Annotated in this window: 11 protein-coding genes and 1 other RNA gene; 3 read left to right on the top strand and 9 right to left on the bottom strand. The window is 74.2% G+C overall.

Going from position 1 to position 16,035, the window contains the following annotated elements:
• The first annotated feature begins 55 nt into the window (after positions 1-55).
• Entirely contained in the window at positions 56-1,354 is a 1,299-nt protein-coding gene (locus ACY0MR_RS22725) for an MFS transporter (protein WP_473554988.1), read from the top strand.
• A 79-nt stretch (positions 1,355-1,433) separates the two neighbouring features.
• Here the strand turns inward: ACY0MR_RS22725 and ssrA are convergent.
• From ssrA to ftsE, 5 genes are all read right to left on the bottom strand, one after another.
• Positions 1,434-1,827: a transfer-messenger RNA gene (gene ssrA / locus ACY0MR_RS22720) on the bottom strand.
• 121 nt (positions 1,828-1,948) lie between these two features.
• Positions 1,949-2,488 (bottom strand): SsrA-binding protein SmpB, encoded by a 540-nt coding sequence (gene smpB, locus ACY0MR_RS22715; RefSeq protein WP_388798217.1) that lies wholly within the window; start codon positions 2,486-2,488, stop codon positions 1,949-1,951.
• 18 nt (positions 2,489-2,506) lie between these two features.
• Positions 2,507-3,694 (bottom strand): S41 family peptidase, encoded by a 1,188-nt coding sequence (locus ACY0MR_RS22710; RefSeq protein WP_403319297.1) that lies wholly within the window; start codon positions 3,692-3,694, stop codon positions 2,507-2,509.
• 78 nt (positions 3,695-3,772) lie between these two features.
• Positions 3,773-4,690 (bottom strand): permease-like cell division protein FtsX, encoded by a 918-nt coding sequence (gene ftsX, locus ACY0MR_RS22705; RefSeq protein ID WP_388798211.1) that lies wholly within the window; start codon positions 4,688-4,690, stop codon positions 3,773-3,775.
• Positions 4,691-4,713: 23 nt separating this feature from the next.
• Positions 4,714-5,403: a cell division ATP-binding protein FtsE gene (ftsE, locus tag ACY0MR_RS22700; RefSeq protein ID WP_030223113.1), complete on the bottom strand. Its 690-nt coding sequence runs from the start codon at positions 5,401-5,403 to the stop codon at positions 4,714-4,716.
• A 234-nt stretch (positions 5,404-5,637) separates the two neighbouring features.
• Here ftsE and ACY0MR_RS22695 point away from each other — a divergent pair, with 234 nt between their 5' ends.
• Entirely contained in the window at positions 5,638-5,823 is a 186-nt protein-coding gene (locus ACY0MR_RS22695) for a hypothetical protein (protein ID WP_030324454.1), read from the top strand.
• A 115-nt stretch (positions 5,824-5,938) separates the two neighbouring features.
• Here the strand turns inward: ACY0MR_RS22695 and ACY0MR_RS22690 are convergent, their stop codons facing one another.
• The 4 genes from ACY0MR_RS22690 to ACY0MR_RS22675 all read right to left on the bottom strand — a co-directional run bounded on the left by ACY0MR_RS22690 (position 5,939) and on the right by ACY0MR_RS22675 (position 11,326).
• Positions 5,939-6,670: an LPXTG cell wall anchor domain-containing protein gene (locus ACY0MR_RS22690; protein ID WP_473554984.1), complete on the bottom strand. Its 732-nt coding sequence runs from the start codon at positions 6,668-6,670 to the stop codon at positions 5,939-5,941.
• A 391-nt stretch (positions 6,671-7,061) separates the two neighbouring features.
• Positions 7,062-8,165, bottom strand: coding sequence for a peptide chain release factor 2 (gene prfB, locus ACY0MR_RS22685; RefSeq protein ID WP_361852934.1), 1,104 nt, complete (start codon positions 8,163-8,165; stop codon positions 7,062-7,064).
• Between the two features lie 29 nt (positions 8,166-8,194).
• Positions 8,195-9,433: a serine/threonine-protein kinase gene (locus ACY0MR_RS22680; RefSeq protein WP_361852931.1), complete on the bottom strand. Its 1,239-nt coding sequence runs from the start codon at positions 9,431-9,433 to the stop codon at positions 8,195-8,197.
• A 126-nt stretch (positions 9,434-9,559) separates the two neighbouring features.
• A complete protein-coding gene (locus ACY0MR_RS22675) occupies positions 9,560-11,326 on the bottom strand; it encodes a serine/threonine-protein kinase (RefSeq protein ID WP_473554981.1) in 1,767 nt (588 codons plus the stop codon).
• A 533-nt stretch (positions 11,327-11,859) separates the two neighbouring features.
• On the opposite strand from ACY0MR_RS22675, the gene ACY0MR_RS22670 reads away from it, so the two are divergent.
• A complete protein-coding gene (locus tag ACY0MR_RS22670; protein ID WP_473554978.1) occupies positions 11,860-16,008 on the top strand; it encodes an FtsK/SpoIIIE domain-containing protein in 4,149 nt (1,382 codons plus the stop codon).
• Positions 16,009-16,035 lie beyond the last annotated feature (27 nt).

The raw sequence follows: 16,035 nt of genomic DNA, 5'->3' as shown, positions 1-16,035 counted from the left end.
ATGACCACCGAACAGGTGTTGGACCCGCTCGCCCCCCTGCGGCGAGCCTTGATCCATGCCGCAACCGGACCTCCTCCTCACCCCGGCGGGCCCGGGCCTCGCCCCCCGCCACCGCGACCACACCGGCCCCGCGGGCCACGACGCGGCTCCCCGCCGCGATCCGCGCGGCCACCGCGACCGCCGCCGCACCGCCTCCCGCACCCCCTACCTCCGCCTCTTCGACCTCCCCGGAACCCGCGCCTTCGTCGCCGGCAACCTGATCGCGCGGCTGCCCATGGGCATGTTCGGCGTCAGCGCCGTGATCATGATCGCGGCGGCGTACGGCTCCTACGCGCTGGCGGGCGGCGTGATCGCCACCGGAATGGCCGCCGGGGCCGTCACCGCCCCCTGGATCGCCCGGCTCGTCGACCGCTACGGCCAGGCGCGGATCGCGGTCCCCGCCACCGTCCACGCGGTCCTGGGCCATCTGGTCCTGCTGCTCTGCGTCCACGAGAAGGCCCCCGCCTGGGCGCTGTTCGCCGTCACGGCGCTCACCGCCACCGCCCCCAACACGGGCGGCATGTCCCGGGCCCGCTGGGCCCACCTCCTCCAGGGCGACCCGGACGCCCTGCACACCGCCAACGCCTTCGAACAGGCCACCGACGAGCTCTGCTTCATGCTCGGGCCGGTCGTCGCCGCGCTGCTTTGCTCGACGCTCTTCCCCGAGGCCGGCACCCTCGTCGGCGCGGCCCTGTTCCTCACCGGTGTCCTGATCTTCGCGGCGCAGCGTTCCACCGAGCCGCCGGTCGCCCCCCGCACGGCCGCGGGCTCCCCGCTGCGCGCCCCCGGCATGGCGCCGCTCCTGGCGGTCTTCCTGGCCACCGGCGCTGTCTTCGGCTCCATGGAGGTGGTGACCGTGGCGTTCGTGGACGGGCCCGTCGCCGGCCCGGTGCTGGCCCTCCAGGCCGCGGGCTCCTGCGCGGCCGGCCTCCTCTACGGCCGCGCCCGCCGCACGGTCCGGCTCCGCACCTGCCTGGCCGCGATGGCCGCCCTGATGACGATGCCGTTGCTCGGCGCCTCCACCGGGTCGACGGCCGCCCTCGCCGCCGGGCTGCTCCTCGCGGGCATGGCGACGGCCCCGACGATGGTGACGGGCATGGGCCTGGCGCAGCGCCTGACCCCGGCGTCGCAGCTCAACGAGGGCATGACGTTGGCCGTGACCGCCCTCCTCGGCGGCATCGCGGCCGGTTCCGCGACCGGCGGCTGGGCCGCCGACCACGCCCCCTTCGCCTCCTTCGGCTTCCTCGTCCCGGCCGCGGCGGCCGCCCTCGCCCTGGCCGTCTGCGCGGTGGCGCGGGCGGACGCCCGGACATGACGAAGGCCCGGCAGTCGGTGACTGCCGGGCCTTCGCCCACATGGGATGAGGTGTCCGGGAGGCGGGCCTCCTGGACGCTCGGTGGAGATGGCGGGAATCGAACCCGCGTCCAACGGTACGGAAACAGGGCTTCTCCGTGCGCAGTCCGCTACGAGTTTCTCAGCCCCGGAGATCACGCGGACAAGTCTCCGACGGGCTCAGTCACTGTTTGATTTCCCCCCTGCCCCCGTGACCGGGGCAGGAGGTTTAGATCCCTTGATGACGCCAGGATCCGGGTCGGGACCACCCCCGGGCTGACGCTCCTCACAGAGGCTTCTTGTCGTTACCTAAGAACTAGGCAGCGAGGGCGAAGCGGGAGTTATCGCTCTTGGAGTTGGCGATTATTGGTTGCGACATATGGTTAACGAGATCATTGCCGCTTCCTCGACACGCTTCCCCTGCATCGGTATCCGCTGTCGAAACCGATCATCCCCATGTTGATTTTTCAAAGCACACCCCTTGCGGGGCGGGCACGGCCCATCGTACGTGACCGACGGGCGCTGTCGCCAGCGTATTACCCGCTGCCGCGCCGGGCCGCCGGGCGGCGGCGCCGGGCTACGCGACCTGTGCCGCCCGCTGCTTGCGCTTGGCCGCCGCGATGGCCCGGTTCGTCTCGCGGGTGTCCTGCTTCTCCCGCAGGGTCTGGCGCTTGTCGTACTCCTTCTTGCCCTTGGCGAGCGCGATCTCGACCTTGACCCGGCCGTTCAGGAAGTACAGCGCGAGGGGCACGATCGTGTGACCCGTCTCCTGGGCCTTCGACTCCAGCTTGTCGATCTCCGCCCGGTGCAGCAGCAGCTTGCGCTTCCGCTTCGCCGAGTGGTTGGTCCAGCTGCCCTGCATGTACTCGGGCACATGGATGTTGTGCAGCCACGCCTCGTGGCGGTCGATCTGCACGAAGCCGTCGACCAGCGAGGCCCGGCCCATCCGCAGCGACTTCACCTCGGTGCCCATGAGCACCAGACCGCACTCGTAGGTGTCGACGATGTGGTAGTCGTGGCGCGCCTTCTTGTTCTGCGCGATGATCTTGCGCTCGGGCGCCTTGTCCTGGTTCTTCTTCGCAGGCTTGCCCTGCACGTTCACGAGTCCCTTTGCCATAGTGCGGTCATTTTCGCACTACGAGCCCCCTCCGAGGCCACTCAATACCGTCCTCGCCCGTTCCTCCGCCCTTTCCCCGGCGGTCAGGTCGGGGGTGATGCCCCGGCCGTCCACCGCGTGCCCGGCCGGGGTGCGGTAGTGGCCGACGGTCAGCTCGGCCACGGAGCCGTCCGGCAGGGTGCTCGGCATCTGGACCGAGCCCTTGCCGAAGGTGCGGGAGCCGACGGTGACGGCCCGGCCCCGGTCCTGGAGGGCCCCGGTGAGCAGCTCGGCCGCACTCATCGTGCCGCCGTCGATCAGCGCCACCAAGGGCCGGCCGGTGTCGCCCCCGCCCTCCGCGTACACGGCGCGCTGCTCGCCCCGCACGTCGTACGTGGCGACCAGACCGCCGTCGAGGAAGGCGGAGGCGGCCACGGCGGCCTCGGAGACCAGGCCGCCGGCGTTGCCCCGCAGGTCCAGCAGGACCCCGGCGCCGGCCGGGGCGGCGCGCACCGCGTCCCGCACCCGGGCGCCCGCGCCCTTGGTGAAGGCGGCCACGCGGATCATCAGGGTCTTGTCGTCGAGGCGGCGGACGGTGACCGGGTCGGTGGCGAGCCTGGCCCGGTGCAGGGTCGGGGTCCAGGCGGCGCGGCCGCGCTCGACGCGCAGGGCGACCGCGGAGCCGGGCACGCCGTCGCCGCGCAGGAGGGCGACGACCTCGGAGACCGGGAGCCCCTCGACCGGGCGTCCGTCGACGGCGACGAGCCGGTCGTCGACGCGGAGTCCGGCCCGTTCGGCGGGACCGCCGCGCTGCACCCGGGTCACCCGGATGCCGCCCTCGGCGGCCCGGCCGGCGGAGAGCCCCACCCCGGTGTAGGCGCCGTCGAGCGCCTGCTCGAACTCGGCGTACTCCCGCTTGTCGTAGACGGCGCCCCAACGGTCCCCGCTGCGGCTGACGAACTCCTCGGCCGCCTGCTTGCCGGACTTGCCGTCCGCCATGGCGTCGGCGGCGGCCCGGTTCAGGGCGGCGCTGTCGACCGTCCCGGAGCCCTGGGACGCCTTCCCCGCGCGCAGGGTCGCCCCCGCGGCGCCGGCCCCCGAGTCCTGCCGGGGCAGCGAGCCGGTGGCGGCGGCGGTCGCGAGGACCCCGGTGAAGACGAACGTCAGAACGGCCCCACGGAGCACTCCGCGGGGCCGGATACAGAGATGGTCGGTGCCGGCCGGCATGCCGCCCACTCTAGGACAAGGCGACGGCGCCGCACGGGCTTTGCCCGTACGACGCCGTTCACCGTCAGTGGTCTCTTCTCACACCTTCAGGTACTTGCGCAGCGCGATGAAAGCCGCAATAGCGGGCATCAGGAGCCCGATCGCGATGACGAGCGGCAGCTTGGCGAGGACGGCGTCCCAGCCGATGAAGTTGACCAGCTGCATCTTCTCGGCGAGCGCGATGCCGTGGTCGATGAGGAAGTACCGGCCCACGAGCAGCAGCACGCAGGCGACCGCGCCGCCGAGGAGTCCGGCGAACGCCGCCTCCATGATGAACGGCATCTGGATGTAGAAGCTGGACGCGCCGACGAGCCGCATGATCCCGGTCTCCCGGCGGCGGCTGAAGGCCGAGACGCGGACCGTGTTGACGATCAGCATGAGTGCGATGACCAGCATCAGCCCCATGACGCCGAGGGCCGCGATGTTCATGCCGTTCATCAGGTCGAACAGGTTCTGCAGGATGTTCCGCTGGTCCTGCACCGACTCGACGCCGTCCCGGCCGGCGAAGGCGGTGGCGACCACCTTGTACTTCTCCGGGTCCTTGAGCTTGACGCGGAACGACTCCTGCATCTGGTCCGGCGTCACGACGGAGGCGATGGCGGTGTCGCCGTACTGCTCCTTGTAGTGCTTGAACGCCTCGTCGGCCGTCTCGTGCAGGACGGTCTCGACGATGGGCATGTCCTCCAGGTCGGCCTCGATCTGCTCCTTCTGCTGCGCGGTGACCGCGCCCTTGGCGCACTTGGCCGCCGAGGCCGCGTCGGCCTTGTTGCAGAGGAAGATCGAGACGTTGACCTTGTCGTACCAGTAGTCCTTCATCGTGCTGACCTGCTCGCGCATGAGCAGCGCACCGCCGAACAGGGCGAGCGAGAGGGCCACGGAGACGATGACGGCGAACGTCATCGTGAGGTTGCGCCGGAGACCGACACCGATCTCGGAGAGCACGAACTGAGCGCGCATGGTGTGTTGAGTCCCCTACCTGCTCAGTGCTGGTAACCGTAGACGCCGCGGGCCTGGTCGCGGACGAGGCGGCCCTTCTCCAGCTCGATGACGCGCTTGCGCATCTGGTCGACGATGTTCTGGTCGTGGGTCGCCATGACGACGGTGGTCCCTGTCCTGTTGATGCGGTCGAGCAGCTTCATGATGCCGACCGAGGTCTGCGGGTCGAGGTTGCCGGTGGGCTCGTCGGCGATCAGCAGCATCGGGCGGTTGACGAAGGCCCGGGCGATGGCGACGCGCTGCTGCTCACCACCGGAGAGCTCGCCCGGCATCCGGTCCTCCTTGCCGCCGAGCCCGACCAGGTCGAGCACCTGCGGCACGGCCTTGCGGATCTCGCCGCGCGGCTTGCCGATGACCTCCTGCGCGAAGGCCACGTTCTCGGCGACGGTCTTGTTGGGGAGGAGACGGAAGTCCTGGAAGACGGTGCCGAGCTGGCGCCGCATGTGCGGCACCTTCCAGTTGGAGAGCCGGGCGAGGTCCTTGCCGAGGACGTGCACCTGGCCTTGGCTGGCGCGCTCCTCACGCAGGAGCAGCCGCAGGAAGGTCGACTTTCCGGAGCCGGACGAACCGACGAGGAAGACGAACTCCCCCTTCTCGATCTCCAGGGATACATCCCGGAGCGCGGGGCGGTTCTGCTTCGGATAGGACTTGGAGACGTTGTCGAATCGGATCACGAATGCACCACGGTCGGCCGGGAGTAGGTGAGCGTGACCTTACGCGACGGGGGAAGACCCGCGCAGTCGCGGTTCCGGCTTGCGCTGTTTATCCTTTTCGCCCTTGCGGACGGAACGGTCGCGACCCGGTGGGGCGCGCCGAAACGCCGTCGAGCTGGCAGAGTGGTAGGGGGAACGTCCGGACCCCTCCGGACGTTGTCCTGTGTGATACCCGGTGCGGGAGGAGGAGAGCGCATGACCTACGACCGACTGGTGTGCGCCAACTGCGCGGCCCCGGTCGCCGAGGGCCGCTGCCCCGTCTGCCGCGCGAACCGCGAGCGACTGACCCCCCAGGGTGGTCTCTCGCCCGCGATGCTGCTGACGCTGGCGATCGCCCTGCTGGCCGCGATCGCCCTGCTCGCGGCGGTCCGTACGGTCTGAGCGGACCGCACGGCGTCCACACGAGCCGGAAGCACGGGAAAGGGCCGGGGAGCGTCTCCCCGGCCCTCTCTCATGTCCTGTCCGTCACACGGACGGATCCACGCCCTCGCCCGGATCAGACGGCGGCGTTGCCGCCCGAGACGAGACGCGGCAGCATGCGGAAGCCGATGCCGCCGGCGATCATGGTCGCGGCGCCGATGATCAGGAACGAGGTCTCGGCCGCACCGGTCTCGGCGAGCTCCTCCTTCGCCTGACCCTGCTGCACGGGCTGCGAGCCGGCGTTGTTGGTGTCGGTGTTGCTGTTGCCGCTGTCCACGCACTCGGCGCCGTCGAGGTCGACGGTGCAGGTGCCGGCGTCACCGTTGTCGGTGGTGTCGTCACCGCCGCCGGTGCCGCCGGTGCCGTTGTCCGAGCCGCCGGTGGTCGGGCCGGTCGTCTCGACCGGGCCCGGAGCCGTGGTCTCACCCGTGGGAGGCGTGGTCTCCTCCCCCGGCGGCGTGGTCTCGACCGGCGGCGTGGTCACCGGCGGCGTGGTCACCGGCGGGGTGGTCACGGGCGGCGTGGTCACCGGCGGCGTGGTCACCGGCGGCGTCGTCACCGGCGGGGTCGTCACCGGCGGGGTCGTCACCGGCGGCGTCTCCACCGGCGGGGTCTCGACCGGCGGGGTCTCGACCGGCGGGGTCTCCTCGCATCCGGCGGTTCCCGGGATGCAGGTGGGCTCAGGCGTCGGCGGCTCACCGAACATGTCCACGGCCTGCGCCGCACCGGCCGCCGTCAGCGACGCACCGGCCGCGATCACCGCACCCGCGGCTATGCGCGCGATACGGACTCGCATCTGCTTGGTCATCTGGCTGCTACCCCCAGTAGCTCATCTCGTCATGGGGCAGCGCTCGGGGCACGCGACAGAGGCGGCTCCCTACTGGGCCGGCCCCCGTTCGCACGCGCCCCAGAAATGCGCATGCCAGTACGTCACCCTTCCGAGTTTCCGATGAAGCGTCAAGGTCGTTGCGCGTGCGATGCCCGAAAGATCACTACGTGTCCCACATACGGCGATGCAACTGTGACGTAAACCCAGAACTCCGGGCTCCACGCCGCCGGTTCCCTTGTCGACAAAGCTCCCCGACCACGCCGTTTCCGCTTGCGTCAGCGAATCCGCTGACCGGACGGAGGCCACCGCGGAGAACGACGACGGGCCCCGCACCACAGGGTGCGGGGCCCGAACGCGCCGGATTCCGGGGCTACTTCTCCTGCTGCTTGCGCCAGCGGATGCCGGCCTCGAGGAAGCCGTCGATCTCGCCGTCCAGGACGGACTGCGGGTTGCCGACCTCGAACTCCGTCCGCAGGTCCTTGACCATCTGGTACGGGTGCAGGACGTAGGAGCGCATCTGGTTGCCCCAGGAGCTGCCGCTGTCCTTCAGCGCGTCCATCTTGGCCCGCTCCTCCTGGCGCTGGCGCTCGAGGAGCTTGGCCTGGAGGACGTTCATGGCGCTCGCCTTGTTCTGGATCTGCGAGCGCTCGTTCTGGCAGGAGACGACGATGCCGGTCGGGATGTGCGTGATGCGCACGGCCGAGTCGGTGGTGTTGACGCCCTGGCCGCCGGGGCCCGACGCGCGGTAGACGTCGACGCGCAGCTCGGACTCGTCGATCTCGACGTGGTCCGAGGACTCGACGACCGGCAGGATCTCGACGCCGGCGAAGGAGGTCTGGCGACGCCCCTGGTTGTCGAAGGGCGAGATGCGGACCAGGCGGTGGGTGCCCTGCTCGACCGAGAGCGTGCCGTAGGCGTACGGCGCCTTCACCACGAAGGTGGTCGACTTGATGCCGGCCTCCTCCGCGTACGAGGTCTCGTAGACCTCGGTCGAGTAGCCGTGGCGCTCCGCCCAGCGCAGGTACATGCGCTGGAGCCGCTCGGCGAAGTCGGAGGCGTCGACGCCGCCGGCCTCGGCGCGGATGTTGACCAGGGCCTCGCGCTCGTCGTACTCGCCGGAGAGGAGGGTGCGGACCTCCATCTCGTCGAGGGCCTTGCGGACGGAGGTGAGCTCCGCCTCGGCCTCGGCGAGGGTGTCCGGGTCGTCCATCTCCTCGGCGAGCTCGAAGAGCACCCCGAGGTCGTCGATGCGCCCGCGCAGGGTCTCGGCCTTGCGGACCTCGGCCTGGAGGTGCGAAAGCTTGCTCGTGATCTTCTGCGCCGCCTCCGGGTCGTCCCACAGGGACGGGGCCGCGGCCTGCTCTTCGAGCACGGCGATGTCGGCCCTCAGCTTCTCGAGGTCCAGGACGGCCTCGATCGACCCCATGGTCGAGGAGAGGGACTTCAGCTCTTCGGATACATCGACGACTGCCACGCGTCCAGCGTAACGGCTCGCCGCCGCTGCTACGGCAGTGAGGACTGCTTGGAGTCCTGCGGCGGGGCGTCCGCGTCCCCGGAGAGCGCCAGATAGCCGCCCGCGCCGAGGGCGCCGACGACCACGACGGCCGCGATCCCGAGGGTGATCCGCCGCTTGCGGACCGCCCCGGCCTTGTGGCGGGCCGAGCCGGGTCTGCGGGCCCCCGCGGAGCGCGGGGCGCGCGCGGTGCCCAGGGGGCCGCCGGAGAGCTCGTCGGGGGCCGGGACCCGCATGGAGGTGTGGGTGTCGCGGTTGGAGTCGGCGGAGGCGCCGGGCACGAGCGGGACGGCGGCCCTGCGGGGGCCCGGCTCGCCCGCGCCGGTGCCGGTCGCGTACGCGTCCTCCTCGTACGCCTCCGGGGCCGGCTCGGCGTCCGGCTCGTCCACGTCGAGCGGAGGGATGCCCTTGAGCAGCGGGAGGACGTCCTTGAGGCGGGCGGCGAGCTCGGAGGCGCGCAGCCGCGAGGCCGGGGCCTTGGCCAGGCACTGCACGACCAGCTGCCACAGCTCCTCGGGGATGCCGGGCAGCGGGACGACGGTCTCGGTGACGTGGCGGCGCAGCACGGCGCCGGGGTGGCCGCCGCCGAAGGGGGTGAAGCCGGCGAGCAGCTCGTACAGGACGGTCGCGAGGGCGTAGATGTCGACGGCGGCGCGGGGCGGGAGGCCCTCGACGATCTCGGGGGCCAGGTAGTCGGGGGTGCCGATGATCCGGGTGGCCTTGGTGCGGCCGGGGGTGTCGATCAGCTTGGCGACGCCGAAGTCGGTGAGGAGGGCCGGGTGCGCTCCGCCGGGTCCGAGCGGCCCCTCCATGTCGAGCAGGATGTTCTCCGGCTTCACGTCCCGGTGGACGACTCCGGCGGCGTGCGCGGCGGCGAGGGCGTCGGCGACGTCCGCGACGATCGCGACGGCGGCCTCGGGGGCGAGTCTGCGCTCCCGGTCGAGGCGGGTGCGCAGGTCGGTGCCGCGGACGAGGTCCATGACGAGGGCCAGGTCGTTGCCGTCCACGACGAGGTCGCGGACCTTGACCACGCGGGGGTGGTCGAGGCCGAGCAGGGCGGTCCGCTCCTGGACGAAGCGGCCGACGAGCTCCTGGTCGGAGGCCAGGTCCTCGCGCAGCAGTTTGACGGCGACGGGACCCTCGGGCCCCTCGCCGAGCCACACCGTTCCTGCACTGCCCCGCCCCAGGATCTGGTGGGTGGTGTAGCGGCTGCCGATGTTCCGTGCCAAGACTGCTCCCTCAGCGGCTGCGGTTCGCGTGCAAAGTTACGCGTCCGCAGCCGCCGGACGTCACTTCCGAGGGGAAATCACCCCTCGGAAGTCGATAAATCGGCAGTATTGCGTGGTCCTACGGGGTCACTGCCCCGCCGTACCGCCGGTAGCACCCGTGGAGCCGGTGCTCTCCCCGATCGAGGAGACCCAGTCGGTCACCTTGGAGATGCCGTCGCCGATGGCCTCCCAGTAGCTCTTGCCCTCGGCGATCCAGTCCTGGAGCGGGGTCAGCTCCCAGACCAGCCAGCCGGCGACCACGAACAGCACGATCATGACCAGGCAGCCCTTGAGGCAGCCGAGGCCGGGGATCCGCACCGGGTTGGCACTGCGCTGACGCGGCGGACGCGACTCGCGCCGGGCCGGCGCCGGAGCGGGGGGCGGCGGCTGCGGCGGGGTGTACTGCTGCTGGGGCTGCGCGTACTGCTGGGGGGCCGGCGGCGGCGCGTACTGCTGCGGCTGGTGCTGCGGCGGGTAGGGCTGCTGGGGCCGCTGCTGCGCCGGGCGCTGCTGGTACGACTGCGGCGGCTGCTGCCCGTACTGGCCCTGCTGACCGCCCTGCTGACCGTACTGGCCGGGCCGCTGGTCCTGCGGGGGCTGCTGCCGCTGCGGGCGGCGGCGCAGCGGGTCCTGGCTCGGGTCCAGGTACTGGACCTGGGTCTGCTCGTTGCGGTCGCGGGCCGCGCGGAGCTGGCTCTGCCAGGGGTGCGGATCCTCCGACTGCGCGGCCTGCGCGGCCTGGGCGGCCTGCCCGGACTGCGGCGGCTGCGGCGGTACGGGGGGCATCACGGCCGTCGGATCGGCGGCGCCCGGCGCGCCGCTGGTCGGCAGCACGCTGGTCGCGCCGGCGGGGTCGTACCGCGGCGGGGTCCCGGCGCCGCTGGGCAGCACCTGGGTGGGGTCCGCGGCACCGGTCCCGGGGGTCTCCGGGACGGGCGCGGGGTCCGGGTCCGGGGCGAGGAGCGCGCCGACGCCCTCGGCGGCCTCGATCTGGGCGGGCGTGGAGTGCACGCCGATGCCGGCGGCGACCGCGCGCAGACCGCGCGCGAGGTTCACCGCGCTCGGCCGCCGCTCGGGGTCCTTGCTGAGGCAGCGCTCGATGACCGTCCACAGGGGTCCGGGCACGGTCGAGGGCCGGCGGGGCTCCTCGCTCAGGTGCCGGTGCAGGACCTCCAGGGCGGTGCCGCCCGCGAACGGGGGGCGGCCGGTGACCAGCTCGTACAGCAGGATGCCGGCGCCGTAGATGTCGACGGCGGAGGTCTGCGGACGGCCCTCGGCGGACTCCGGCGCCACGTACGCGGGCGTGCCGACGAACTCGTGGGTCCGGGTCAGCCCGGGGGAGTCCGCGAGGCGTGCGATGCCGAAGTCGGTGAGCATCGGGTGCATCTGGCCGCCCTGCTCGGCGAGCAGCACGTTGGCCGGCTTCAGGTCGCGGTGGACGACCCCGTCGGCGTGGCTGGCGGCGAGCGCGTCGGCGATCTGGGCGGTCAGGAGGGCCGCGGCGACCGGGGTGAGCGGGCCGCTGTCCCGGATGTACCGGTGCAGGTCGGGGCCCTCGACGAGGTCCATGACGAGCGCGAGGACATCGCCCTCGACGACCAGGTCGCGGGTGCGCACGATGTTGGGGTGGGTGAGCCGGAGCAGCACGGACCGCTCGCGCAGGAAGCGCATCACGATGTCCGCGTCGTTGGCCAGCTCCTCCTTGAGGACCTTGATCGCGACGGTCTCGCCGGGCTGGCCGGGCACGGCCGCCTCGGCGCCCGCCGTCTCCCGCTGGCGGGCTCGCCAGACGGTGCCCGTGGCGCCGCGGCCGAGCGGCTCCTCGAGCAGGTACTTGCTGCCGATAGGCCGCACGTCACGCGCTCCCTGCTGATCGTGGTCCGGTGGTGTTCCCGGGGTCCCTGTCGTGTGTTGTGACCCGTCCGGGTGTCCGACCCACTTTAGTGCCGCCGAACGGGGTAGAGGCGGGTCGTCCACAGGCCGGTTCCGATGGCGTCGCGCCGCGGCCCGCCGCCGGGGGCGGACCGGTCCGCGGCGGCGCCGGTGCCGACACGTTCCTTCGCCGGACCGGGCCCCTCCGGGTTCTGACGGGTCCGGTCTGTCCGAAAGAAGACGCTTCCGCGGGCCGGACGGTTGCCGGGCATGTTCCGAAGGCATGCTCAACCAGGCACTTTTGCGTCCACAGCCGACCATTCAAGATCACTTCCGGCCGACCCGGGGGCGGGTTGTCGGTGGCAGGTGCGAGGATGCCTCCAGCACGTCGCATCGGTGGGGTCGGAGCCCCCGCGCCGTGCCGACCTGTACCGGGCGACGCGTCCGTGCCGGGTGGGGGGAGTCACAGGGCGGTCCCCCTGCCGGGCGGCACGCAGAAGGGACCGCTGACGGCGATGCAGATCCGGCTGACCGTCCTCGCGCCGTACGCCGGCCACGGCGCCGGACGTACCTGCGACGTGCTCGTCACGGCCCCCGCCGGCACGGCGCTGGCCGCCGTGGCCTCGAACCTCGCCGCCGCCGTCACCGGCCCCGACACCTCAGCCTCGGGCACCACCGTGCTCTACGCGGGCACGGAGCGGCTCGACGGGCGCCGCTGCGTGCTCGGCGAACCCCCGCTGGTCGACGGCGCGGTCCTCTCCCTCCAGGTCCCCGGCCCCGACGACCGCGTCGGCGAGGGCGCCGCGGCACGGCTGCACGTGGTCGCGGGCCCGGACGCGGGCGGGGTGCACCTGCTGCACGGCGGAGCGATCAGAATCGGCCGTTCCGTGGACGCCGACGTCCCGCTGGACGACCCGGACGTCTCCCGCGCGCACTGCACCGTGACCGTCGGCGAGGACGGCCGCGTGACCGTCGCCGACCACGGCTCGACGAACGGCACGAGCCTCGACGGCGCCCCGGTCGGCGACCGCCCGGTCGCCTTCCGACCGGGCGCGCTCCTGCGCCTCGGCGAGTCCGCCCTCCGGCTGACCGGCCCCGGCGACGACCTCCGCGGCACGGAGGCCCGGGCGACCGCCCCGGACGGCGAGGGCCATCTGCGCGTCGCACCGCCCGGGGACCGCGGTCCGGGCCCGGCGGAGCCGGGCGACCGGCCCTCCCCCGCGGGCGTGACCCGTCCACCGGCCGGCGACACCACCCACGGCGGGGGGCGCGGCATCCCGCTCGACGGGATCACCGACGGCCCGCACCACGACCCGTACGGCCCGGGCGGCGCGTACGGCATCGACTCCCCCGGCACCGGCCACGCCCGGGCCGGCGACCACCCCGGGGGCGACGGAGCCGACTCCGGCGCGGCCCACAGCAGGACCCGGCAGGCCCCCGCCGACGCTCCCCCGGCCGCCCGCGCGGGCGGCGGCGGCAAGCGGGGCCTCGGCGCCTGGGCCCGGCGCCTGGCCGGCGGGCGCGAGGAGCTCCCGGCGCCCGCCGGCGACCCCCGCACGGCACCGGACGGCCGCACGGGCGCCCGGACCGGCGCGCCCGCCCGCGACGGCTCCCCCGCGCCCGTGCCCCGGGCCGACACCTGGCCCGATCCGGCCACCGTCCTGCTCACCGCCCTCGGCCCCGGCCCCCGGCTCTGGGAGCGCGGCCAGGACCACCCCGAGTCCCTGGTGGTCCGGCTCGGCACCACGGACCGCGCCGACCTCTCCGGCGTCCCGGTCACCGTGGGCCTGCGGGAGGCCGGTTCGCTGGGCCTCGCCGGGCCCGCCGACCGGCTCGCCGGCCTCGCCCGCTCGGTCGTCGCCCAGCTCGCCGCCCTGCACTCCCCCTCCGACCTGGAGATCGTGCTCGTCAGCGCCGACCGGAACCGGCCCCTCGACGAGCGGCGCCGCTCCTGGGGCTGGCTCGGCTGGCTCCCGCACGTCCGGCCGGCCCACGGCCAGGACTGCCGGCTGCTCCTGGCGTACGACCGTGAGCAGGCGCAGGCCCGTACGGCGGAGCTGACCCGGCGGCTCGACGACGGCCCGCTGGGCCCCGGCTGGCCCAGCGCCGACCGCGCGGCCGTCGCCGAGGCGGCGGCCGGGTACGAGGGTCCGGTGACCGTCGTGGTCGTCGACGGCGACCCGGGGTCGGCCGCCCTGCGCGAGACGGTGGCGCGGCTGGCCGGGGCCGGAGCCGCAGCCGGCATCCATCTGCTCTGCCTCGCCGAGGCGCCCTCGGCCTCCCCGGTCTCCCCGGTGGCCGCGACCTACGAGACGGCCTGCGCCGCGTCCCTCGCGTTCCGCGAGTGCGGCGCCGCCGCGCTCCTCAGCGGCGACGTGGCCACCGCCCTCCGGCTGCTCAGGACCGCCGACGGCCGGGTCGCCGGCCACGGCACGGTCGGCGTGGTCGACGCGGTCTCCGTCGCCTGGGCCGAGCGGTTCGGCCGCGCCCTCGCCCCACTGCGCACGGACACGACGGCGGCTCCGGGCGCGCGGGCCTCCGCGCTGCCCCCGTCGTCCCGCCTCCTCGACGAGCTCGGTCTCGCCCGTGCCACGCCCGCCTCGCTGATGGCCCGCTGGGCCTCCGCCGGGGACGGCACCGCCGTCCTGGGCGCGGGGCCGCGGGGCCCGCTGGCCGTGGACCTCACCCGCGAGGGGCCGCACCTGCTGATCGAGGGCCCCGCGGGAAGCGGGCGGACGGAACTGCTCCGGTCGATCGCCGCCTCGCTCGCGGCCGGCGGCCGCCCCGACCGGCTCGGCCTCCTCCTGGTGGACGGGGCGGGCGGTGAGCGCGGCGAAGGACTCGCGGCCTGCACGGAGCTGCCGCACGTCACCGAGCACCTGGTCGCCTCGGACCCGGTGCGGATGCGCGCGTTCGCCCAGGCGCTGGGCGCGGAGCTGAAGCGCCGGGCGGAGCTGCTGGGCGACGGGAACTTCGCCGACCGCCGGGGCGCGCGGACCGGCGCGGCGGCGACCGCCGCCGAGCGGCTGATCGGCCAGCGCTCCCCGAGCGCGGCGGAGTCCGTGCCCCAGGGTGCCCGCGCGACCGTCCGGCTCCAGGACTCCGGCGAGCTCGCGGACCGGAGCGGCCGGACCCTGCGCACGGGCGACGGCGCGATCGGCTCCCTCCCGAGCGGCCGGAGCGGCCGCGCGGACGGCCCGTACCCCGCCGCGGACGAACTCGGCGGACGCCCCAGCGGCCGCATCACGTACACGGGCGAGCCGAGCGGCCGCCCGAGCACGCGGACCGCGTACCCGGGGGATGTGGACAGCCGACCGAGCGGACGGACCGCTTACCCCGGCGACGTGGAGAGCCGCCCCAGTGGGCGGAGCCCGTACCCAGGGGATGTGGACAGCCGACCGAGCGCGCGGAGTCCCTACCCGGGCGACGTGGACAGCCGACCGAGCGGACGGACCGCCTACCCCGGCGACGTGGAGAGCCGCCCCAGTGGGCGGAGCCCGTATCCCGGCGACGTGGACAGCCGACCGAGCGGACGAGCCGCGTACCCGGGCGACGTGGACAGCCGACCCAACGGACGGACCGCCTACCCGGGGGATGTGGACAGCCGCCCCAGCGCGCGTAGTCCCTACCCGGGCGACGTGGACAGCCGACCGAGCGGACGGACCGCCTACCCCGGCGACATCGAGGGCCGCCCCAGTGGGCGGAGCCCGTATCCGGGGGCCGAGGAGCTCGGCGGGCGGCCGAGCGGCAGGGTCGCGTACCCCGGGGCCGACGACCCCGCCGGGCGTCCCAGCAGCCGCACCCTGCGCACCGGGGACCCCGACGGTTCGCTCGACGAGCGGCCCGGCGCCCGGACCCGGCCCGCGAGCGACGCCTTCCTGACCGACACGCCCAGCGGGCGGCTGCCGCGCCGGCACCACGAGGACCTCTCCGGCGGCCGCACCCCGCGCACCGGGGACGGCGACCTCGCGGACCGGCCGAGCGGACGCGTGCCCCGCGGCGGTGCGGAGGACGTCGTCGGCCTCGGCAGCGGCCGCGTGCCCCGGCCCGCCACCGAAGAGGCCGCCGGCCGGATCCCGCGGCCCGCCGGCGGTGAGCAGGGAGCCCCGCGCGCCCAGGGCGGCGCCGCCCAGCTCCCCCGCCTGATCGTGCTCGTCGACGACTTCGACGCGCTCATCGCCCCGGCGCTCGGCGCCTCCGGGCGGCCCGCCGCCGGGTCCGTCGTGCGCGCCCTGGAGGCGGTCGCGCGGAACGGCGAGCGGCTCGGCGTGCACCTCGTCGCGACCTCCGCGCGCCCCGACCGGACCGCCGACACGGAACTGGCCCACGGGGCCCGGCTGCGGATCGTGCTCGACGCGCCGCCGGTGACCGCGGGCCCGGACGTACCGGCGGCCGGGCGCGGACGCCTCGGCCATCCGGACGGCCGCGTGACGCCGTTCCAGGCCGGCCGGGTCACCGGCCGCATCCCCCGGACGGCCACGCTCCGGCCCACCGTGGTCCCGCTGGAGTGGGAGCGGATGGGCGATCCGCCGACCCGCCGCCCGGTCCGCGAGCTGGGGAACGGGCCCACCGACCTCGCCCTCCTCGCGAGCGCGCTCGACCGCGCCGCCCGCTCGGTCGAGGCGACCCCCGTGGCCCCGCTGACCCCCGCACACCACAGCTGACGCGACGTCACGACGACGTCACGATCC

This window comes from Streptomyces sp. JN8 (genome assembly GCF_055808075.1).
The sequence above is the reverse complement of the archived record's forward strand: the minus strand, read 5'-3'. Positions and strand labels throughout refer to the sequence as shown.